The organism is Marisediminitalea sp. (assembly GCF_984433645.1).
The window spans coordinates 1-6,908 of sequence record NZ_CFIDRX010000209.1 but is presented as its reverse complement, the minus strand read 5'-3'; the positions used below and the strand labels follow the sequence as shown (position 1 = coordinate 6,908).

General features: G+C 45.9%; 12 protein-coding genes. 1 reads left to right on the top strand and 11 read right to left on the bottom strand.

Annotated features, from left to right (window positions below):
• Positions 1 to 365 (top strand): hypothetical protein (locus AC4MRN_RS18530; protein WP_491204119.1); only part of this gene is annotated, 365 nt, incomplete at its 5' end.
• A 27-nt stretch (positions 366 to 392) separates the two neighbouring features.
• Here AC4MRN_RS18530 and AC4MRN_RS18525 read toward each other — a convergent pair.
• The 11 genes from AC4MRN_RS18525 to AC4MRN_RS18475 all read right to left on the bottom strand — a co-directional run.
• A complete protein-coding gene (locus AC4MRN_RS18525; protein WP_491204118.1) occupies positions 393 to 1,235 on the bottom strand; it encodes a DUF1444 family protein in 843 nt (280 codons plus the stop codon).
• 12 nt (positions 1,236 to 1,247) lie between these two features.
• Positions 1,248 to 2,318 carry a hypothetical protein gene (locus tag AC4MRN_RS18520; protein WP_491204117.1) on the bottom strand — a complete coding sequence of 357 codons (1,071 nt, stop codon included), beginning with the start codon at positions 2,316 to 2,318 and terminating at the stop codon, positions 1,248 to 1,250.
• Positions 2,315 to 2,800, bottom strand: a complete 486-nt coding sequence (locus tag AC4MRN_RS18515) for a cupin domain-containing protein (protein ID WP_370242522.1) — start codon at positions 2,798 to 2,800, stop codon at positions 2,315 to 2,317. Before AC4MRN_RS18515 ends, AC4MRN_RS18520 begins: the two co-directional genes overlap by 4 nt.
• Before the next feature lie 95 nt (positions 2,801 to 2,895).
• Positions 2,896 to 3,282, bottom strand: coding sequence for a c-type cytochrome (locus AC4MRN_RS18510; protein ID WP_370164012.1), 387 nt, complete (start codon positions 3,280 to 3,282; stop codon positions 2,896 to 2,898).
• Positions 3,283 to 3,408: 126 nt separating this feature from the next.
• Complete coding sequence (locus AC4MRN_RS18505; RefSeq protein WP_073324656.1) at positions 3,409 to 3,909, bottom strand: hypothetical protein; 501 nt, start codon at positions 3,907 to 3,909, stop codon at positions 3,409 to 3,411.
• A 14-nt stretch (positions 3,910 to 3,923) separates the two neighbouring features.
• A complete protein-coding gene (locus AC4MRN_RS18500; RefSeq protein ID WP_491204116.1) occupies positions 3,924 to 4,370 on the bottom strand; it encodes a hypothetical protein in 447 nt (148 codons plus the stop codon).
• Positions 4,371 to 4,407: 37 nt separating this feature from the next.
• Complete coding sequence (locus AC4MRN_RS18495) at positions 4,408 to 4,767, bottom strand: DUF4870 domain-containing protein (RefSeq protein WP_491204115.1); 360 nt, start codon at positions 4,765 to 4,767, stop codon at positions 4,408 to 4,410.
• Between the two features lie 161 nt (positions 4,768 to 4,928).
• Positions 4,929 to 5,354: a thiol-disulfide oxidoreductase DCC family protein gene (locus AC4MRN_RS18490; protein WP_491204114.1), complete on the bottom strand. Its 426-nt coding sequence runs from the start codon at positions 5,352 to 5,354 to the stop codon at positions 4,929 to 4,931.
• A 30-nt stretch (positions 5,355 to 5,384) separates the two neighbouring features.
• The gene (locus tag AC4MRN_RS18485; RefSeq protein ID WP_370164007.1) at positions 5,385 to 5,606 is read right to left on the bottom strand and encodes a hypothetical protein; all 222 of its coding nucleotides are present in this window, start codon (positions 5,604 to 5,606) and stop codon (positions 5,385 to 5,387) included.
• Position 5,607: 1 nt separating this feature from the next.
• Positions 5,608 to 6,108 carry a hypothetical protein gene (locus AC4MRN_RS18480; RefSeq protein WP_491204113.1) on the bottom strand — a complete coding sequence of 167 codons (501 nt, stop codon included), beginning with the start codon at positions 6,106 to 6,108 and terminating at the stop codon, positions 5,608 to 5,610.
• A 136-nt stretch (positions 6,109 to 6,244) separates the two neighbouring features.
• Positions 6,245 to 6,908: gamma-glutamyltransferase (locus tag AC4MRN_RS18475; RefSeq protein ID WP_491204112.1), on the bottom strand; the 664-nt coding region annotated here is incomplete at its 5' end.

Sequence of the window (6,908 nt, the reverse complement as noted above, 5' to 3'; positions counted from 1 at the left end):
GAATGCTCGATGAGAATACCCCCGAATACACAGCCGTTATGTTTATTCGCGGTGTTTACAGCGATGACTCGATTGATCGTGCGGTGAGTATCAGTACTGATCGCTTGGCCCGTATTCTTAAGCGCTACCACACAAACAACAATGTTCAGCGACACCTGTTTAACCTGAAATACGATACGGTTGAGGTCACGCCACAAACAGGCCAGTCAATTGGTAGAAGCGAATATTCAGATAGCGCGGTGGTTACCTTGTTCTTTTCTGGTCAGTACAATGGCGATAAGGTGGAAGACCTGCGTACACTGGAATTGCTGAAAGTGAATGGTCGCTGGAAAGTCGACAAAGTACAGGCAGACCCGTTCCTGTAACGGGCCGCCTTTGTGCTGTCTGCATAGCTAAAAATGTTCCCATTTTCCTGATTTAAATACAAAACCACTGTTTGAAATGGGATGGGCAAAACCTTGTTTGTCGAACAGGATTTCCTGAATCGTCGCCAGGCTGACCATATCTTCACTGCCGGTAATCAGCACTACGTCTCTGGCAGGCACATATACCACAATATCCCCTTTCACCGGGAATTGTTGTTTGCTCCATATCCCGTCAAATAACAACATTGACGCCTCGTACATGCCATCAGCCACCAACATCGACAAGGAAGCTGGATCGCCTTCTAACTGCACATGTTGCAGCACGTTTTGTAAATTGGTTAATGCAGCTTCTCGCAAACTGCTTTGCTCTACGCCCAACTCAACAAGATCGCTTTGTGTCATAAAGCGGATTGACGAGGGTGTATCAAACACGTACACAACAAACAGTTCTTCGTTGAGCGGCTCGTATACCAAACCATTGTCAGCATCGGACTCTTTCAACATCTCGCCAACCTGCTCAATATAGCTAATGTCTTTAATCACGGGCATCACCTCTGCCAGCGTAAATTCAGCACTTTCGAGTTCACGGGTTTGGTCAAGACCTGATGCATAAGCCACAATGACAGAGTCGATATTGTCCGGGTCTTGCTGGTATTCAATGTACGCGTTGTCCAAAAAACTATTCATTGTGCCGCCGTCGGGATAGGCGATAGATATCGCCAGCGGCTCCTTAATTGTTACTTTTATGTCCGGATACTGCGCTTCAATGACTTTTACGTAATGTGCAGTAAACGCATCCGGGCTGAGTAAGTCAGAGGCATAAGCGCACAACGATTGTAAAATAAGCAAAACCAAAACAATGTATTTCAAGAGACGTTCCTGTTAGATGTGTAATGACAAAAGACGGTTAACGGTGGCTTGGCTGCGACCGCAGTCAAACGGCGGTAGTTCGCGGACATATTGTTGAATTTCACGCAGTTGATCTGGCTGTTCATACACCTTTAAAGCAAATAAACTGGCGGCCCTACAACGGTAATTGTCATTAACAATTGCAGGCATAATTTCAGCAAACACATTAAAATCATCGGTTTGAAGCAACGCATCACGCACCAGGTTTCGCGACATGCCGTAGTCATTAGTGGTATCAAATTCAAAGGCTTTGAGTCTTTCCAGCGCCTCGTCATTTTGTGTAAATAACCAGCTGAGTAAATCAACTTCACTGAGGTTGCAAGCCTGAGGATCGTTCTCGGCATCAACAATTTGCTGCAGCAGGTTATCCGCTTTATCCAACCAAAACTGAATAGGTTCACCGGTTTCAACACCGGTAAATTGCAGTAATGCCAACGAAGCAGCCGAAAATCCGCCAGCACAGCGCGCATAGGTGCCGGTATCGACCACTTCTTTGTGCCAGTAAACAGCCGACGTTTCGTCCTGCGGCATCATGCCCGCCCCTGACTCGTAGCTGGTGGCCATAATATTCATACACCCTGGATGCGCCAATTCCGCACAACCTAACCAATACTGGTAAGCAAGTTCTTTGTCCTCCAAAATATAAGACGCTACATGACCTGCCGTGTACAACATGCCACCCTGACCTTTTTCAAGTGTAGGGATCAAAGCATCCAGCCTGTCCAGACTGATTTGTATTGCAGACACATCGTAGGGTAAGTCCATTAATTGGGCTTGCTTAATTAGCATCTTTTCGGCGTTCAGATGCGCATCAAGCAGCATCCGATAGCCTTGGGGTCCAATAGAAAAAGTGTCCAATGCTTCATTTAATACCTGAGCATGGTTTCTTAACACAGCCGTATCAATATCACGTAACGGCGCATTTTCTCGCAGGGCTTTGTTTACATAAGTGTAGGAAGCCCGTGCTTCTTTTACAGTGACGGCATTGGCAGGCACACTATACAGTGTCACCAACCCCATCAGGCAACTGCTGAATGCTTTCATTTACTCTCTTTTCTCCTGCGCGGATGTTCGATTGCAGCACGATCGACCAGATCCCAGTCGCGATCAGGCTGGCGGTACAAGCGTTTTTGTTTATCCGGGTAATCAACCACGTCATGAGGTAATCGCTGCCCTACAACAATACACACCAAAGGCTCATCGCCATTATTCAGCAACGTGTGCGCCTCTCCACCAGCCCGGTAGCCTATGAAATCTCCGGCATTTACCTGTGAGGAATGATTACCAATACGAGCCAGCGCCGTTCCCGATAGAATATAAAGGCACTCATCTTCATCGTGATGAACATGGTATTCGGTAGTGTAATCACCAGGAGCGACTGAAATAAGATGAAAGCCGAAGCCAGTAAGGCCGGTAAGATCGCCTAACGACAGATTCTCGCGCTTTGCACTGTCATTAAGGAAGTGGGTTTTGTGCTCGCCGCACAGAGCCTGAATGTCCTGCTTACGCAGCAGATAGCCTTCCATGAGCATTCCGTATTCCATTAGCAATACGGTTTTATAGCACCGCAACGAACTTGGTTCAACGAGAAACCTCGTTAGCCACTGCGGTGCTAACTGACTTAATCAGCCAGGTGCAGTATCCAGTCCACCAGCTCATTTGCCTGTGTTTCGTTTAAGACCACTGAATTGGGTGGCATTGCAACACCCGAAACTTCGCCTTTCCAGTGACTTTGATAGGGACTTGAACCATTTAATACCGTAGTGACCAACGCCGCTTTAGCATCCGGATCGCGACCGTATTTCCTGGCAACATCCTGCCAGGCTGGTCCAATAGGCTTGAGACCATTTGGGCCTTTACCGGCGCCCGATATAGCATGGCAGGTTACGCACCCACTTTGATGGGCCAGGTTGATCATTTTGACATCTTGCGACTCGGCTTGACCGGCATTGGCAAACGAGCCTGTACACACCATTAAACCGACTAATCCAAATTTACCTAATCTCATAATATTTCCTTAATAAGGTGAAACTGAGATCAGGGTACGCCGGGGTAAAATCGTGCTCTATTCTCCCAAAGTACTGGTTTCATGCACGGCTGATATAGATCAATAAAAACAACGTAAAATGAAAGCTTAAACCTGTAATTCCTTAGCAGACTTACATTCAGTGCATACCCACTGCCCTTTTACACTCAAGCCCGCCCATATCGCCACAACCACAATAAATACAATCGCCATCCAATGCGTAATCATGCCATTTGACAATCCAATCCCCATTGCCGCGCCCGCCAGCACAATTAACGGCAACTCAACGAATTTATTGCTCTTTCGCTTGTGGTAATGTAACTGATATGACGTAATTTGATGGCCATCGGCACTGAGCGTACAGGTCATTTTACCCTTTAAGATGCTGTCGACTTTTAACCCTATTTGGTATGTAGTCCCTTGATAAGTAAATACATGAACAGAGTGCGTTTTGATGTTCCGCGCTTCACTCACCAACTGATCGTTAACATAGACGGCTTCCTTGCCCGTGAGTGCACTGGCTTTTAGCACTATTCGGTTTTGGTCGTGGTTGAACGCAAAGGTCATCCCTTTGCGAGTGGAGATCTCAACGTCTTCGCTTAGCTTCATCGCTTCCTCTGCGCTTAGTGTGATGGTTGTGTCTTTCGATGATAAATTTCCTGGATATTTTTGTAGCTAACCAGAATGAGCTTATCATCTTCAAGGCATACATCGTGCTTTTGAATATCAAGTGGAATGCGCGCGTCTTTAAGTTGAAGGGTAAAGCAGCGACCATCTTCCGAGATACTGTGAATTTCGTAGGGTGTGTGCGTTTTCCCGCGATGAGAATAAGTAGAATACGTATCACTGCTTATTTGCAGTTCTGCCGGTTTAAATATTTTAGAAAAACGCCGGTGTTCTTCATCGGTCAGGTCTGCGTATTTCAACGCTTCCACCGTTTCCGGAATGTTGAATACCCAACGTCCTTGCAGTGGATTAGCCTGAGGTAATTCGCCCGCCAACAGGCTCAGCGGGCTTACGGCAAGCAGTATCGAACCAACTATCAGCCCGAAAGGACGCTGTTTACTCATATGATCCCTGCCCCTTCTGCCTTGCCGTTCTATGACACTACTTTAGAAATTTAATACTCAGCGGATAAACCCACACCTGACCGTCGTTAGCCTTGATGGCGGCGACAATGGCAAAAATCAGGTTCAACAGTGCCAGTATGCCAAGGCCTATAATGCCAATAAATATGAATACCAGAATGCCGCAGATCACGGAATAGATAAACAGGCTAATCAGCCAGTTTATGGTCACTTTACCGTGAATATCGATGGCTTCGTGTTTGTCTTTATTGGCTGCCCACATCACAATTGGCAGAATAAGACCCAACCCCGGGATTATAATGCTTGTTAGCTGGCTCAGGTGAATAGCCATACAATAGGTATTCAGGGGCATGCCCCAATAGTCTTCTTTGGTGCTCATACAACTCTCCATGTTTGGGTTTTAATTGACGCGCTCCGTTTAATATACAAGTGAAACATCACGCGCTTTGAATGAATTTAGTCAGATAGCTTTGTTATACCTAAATATTTTCACAGAGTGAAGTATTTTGCAGCGGTGTTCAAATCACTCTTCGCTGGCATTTATATTCCACGAAACCGCGATAAAAGGTGTTTATCGGGTATCTGACATTGGTTAGTGCCACCAAATAACCTGATGCGATTTCTGGCGAACAATTTATAAAAGACGTCACGAAAGCCACTGGGAAGAATGAAAAAAACCCGAAATAGATACCAAAAGCCGGTTAAATCCCGGGTAATTTCAAGTGCCGCGTCCGACCATAAGTAAACCTGGCCGTGTTTCACCAGCATAAAGGTATCTACCCCAACGGTTTCCACACTTTTCTCACGAATAATCGCCTGTGCATAGTCTGACTGCATAGGAGAAAAAATAAACCGTTCGGACTTGTCCCGTTTGATAATAAAAGACACCGCGCCGTTACAGAAATTGCACACGCCGTCGTAAATGATCAGGTATTGGTCTTCACCATTTTTTTCTGTTTCGTCCATTTTCACCATTCTAAGGAAAGAAAATCCATTTTATTGCTCTTTAAAAGCGTCAATGCCTTCATCGACGGCTAACTTTAAGAGCTGGTCTGCCTGCCTACTATTTACCGATTCGAAAGTCACCGTTTGCTTATCGAGTAGTTCATCTGTTGTGCTTTTCGCTTCCAGCAAACCGATTTCCAGTATTCGCTTTAAGCTTTTATCCAACTTAACTTTGCTGAATGAGCCTTTACTTCGGTAAATTACGCGGTACATATTAAACCTCGTTAGAGGCGATATTAGCAGCGTTATTCTGGCTCAATGTCGAAGAACTGCAGTTAGTATCACCTTCGGTCCACCGCTTTATGTCTAACCAATAATATTGATAGCCTGAAGCGGTATTTGGATAAGTTCTCACTCTTATCGTCGAACTACGATAACCAGGATCATCACTAGTCTTTGTTGACGTTTCCTCAATAATAATGGAGAACACCGAAGACGAGTAAGCCATATCAACTAACTGAGGTCTGATATTCAGGGAAATCCAATTTGCTTGTGGATCGTGTATTCCAGAGATTGGAAACACCTCTACGATCATGTCACTCTTTGAAAACTGTTCACTATTAAGCCAGCACTTTTCAATCTGATCCCGATATTTCATTGCCGCCAGGTATGGCGGAAGCATCACCTCAGTCTCGTAAGGAATTTCAGTAGTAACAGCTAATGATTGGCAGCCGACCAAAAAAAGCAAAAATGAACAACATAATAACTCTCGCACAACACCAACATCCTTATTTAAAAACAGAGTTTAGAAATACAAAGTGCTCTTTAGCGTAACAACAAATAGGTTTTAATGACACAAGCCACCGAATGGTGGCTTGCAATTAGACATAAAATGAAGTCCGTGAATGACGCTACTTACCTACCGCAACCCCTTCACGCCTGGGATCTGCACCACCAAGGTAACCGGTAGGCATGACCTGAATACCGTGCAGTCCACTGTTTAAGTCCACAATTTTAACCTTGTGCCCTAACGCTTCAAGCGGTGCCTGCAATGCTTCAATTGGCGTGCCTTTTTCCAAGGCTGTGTAGTCGTTTCGGTTTGTGATCTTCGGCAGGTTAATAGCCTGCTGAATGTCTAATCCGTAGTCAATTACACCAATCAGGGTCTGCGCGACATAACTCACAATACGGCTGCCGCCCGGCGAGCCCACCAGTAATTCCAGATTACCGTCCTCATCGAACACCATAGTGGGGCTCATCGCACTTCTGGGACGCTTATGTGGCTCTACACGATTAGGGACCGGGAAACGGTTTTGCGAGGGTGAAAATGAAAAGTCGGTTAACTGGTTGTTCAACAGAAAGCCGTCGACCATCAGGCCAGAACCAAACATAAACTCGACACTGGTTGTCATCGACACCGCATTACCGGCCTTGTCTACTACCACGAAGTGACTGGTGTTCGGTTGTTCTAACGTACTTCCGGCAATTACCTGGGTACTGAACGGCTCCCCTGCCCGGGCAAATCGCCAGGGCTTGTCTGGTGCGATAAATTCACCACGGCGTTCCAGATAGCCT

Bases quoted from the DNA above. Each gene is read 5' to 3' on its own strand.
- AC4MRN_RS18495 (WP_491204115.1), bottom strand. From the start codon at position 4,767: ATGAGCACCAAAGAAGACTATTGGGGCATGCCCCTGAATACCTATTGT.
- AC4MRN_RS18520 (WP_491204117.1), bottom strand. From the start codon at position 2,318: ATGAAAGCATTCAGCAGTTGCCTGATGGGGTTGGTGACACTGTATAGT.
- AC4MRN_RS18505 (WP_073324656.1), bottom strand. From the start codon at position 3,909: ATGAAGCTAAGCGAAGACGTTGAGATCTCCACTCGCAAAGGGATGACC.
- AC4MRN_RS18490 (WP_491204114.1), bottom strand. From the start codon at position 5,354: ATGGACGAAACAGAAAAAAATGGTGAAGACCAATACCTGATCATTTAC.
- AC4MRN_RS18510 (WP_370164012.1), bottom strand. From the start codon at position 3,282: ATGAGATTAGGTAAATTTGGATTAGTCGGTTTAATGGTGTGTACAGGC.
- AC4MRN_RS18500 (WP_491204116.1), bottom strand. From the start codon at position 4,370: ATGAGTAAACAGCGTCCTTTCGGGCTGATAGTTGGTTCGATACTGCTT.
- AC4MRN_RS18485 (WP_370164007.1), bottom strand. From the start codon at position 5,606: ATGTACCGCGTAATTTACCGAAGTAAAGGCTCATTCAGCAAAGTTAAG.
- AC4MRN_RS18515 (WP_370242522.1), bottom strand. From the start codon at position 2,800: ATGGAAGGCTATCTGCTGCGTAAGCAGGACATTCAGGCTCTGTGCGGC.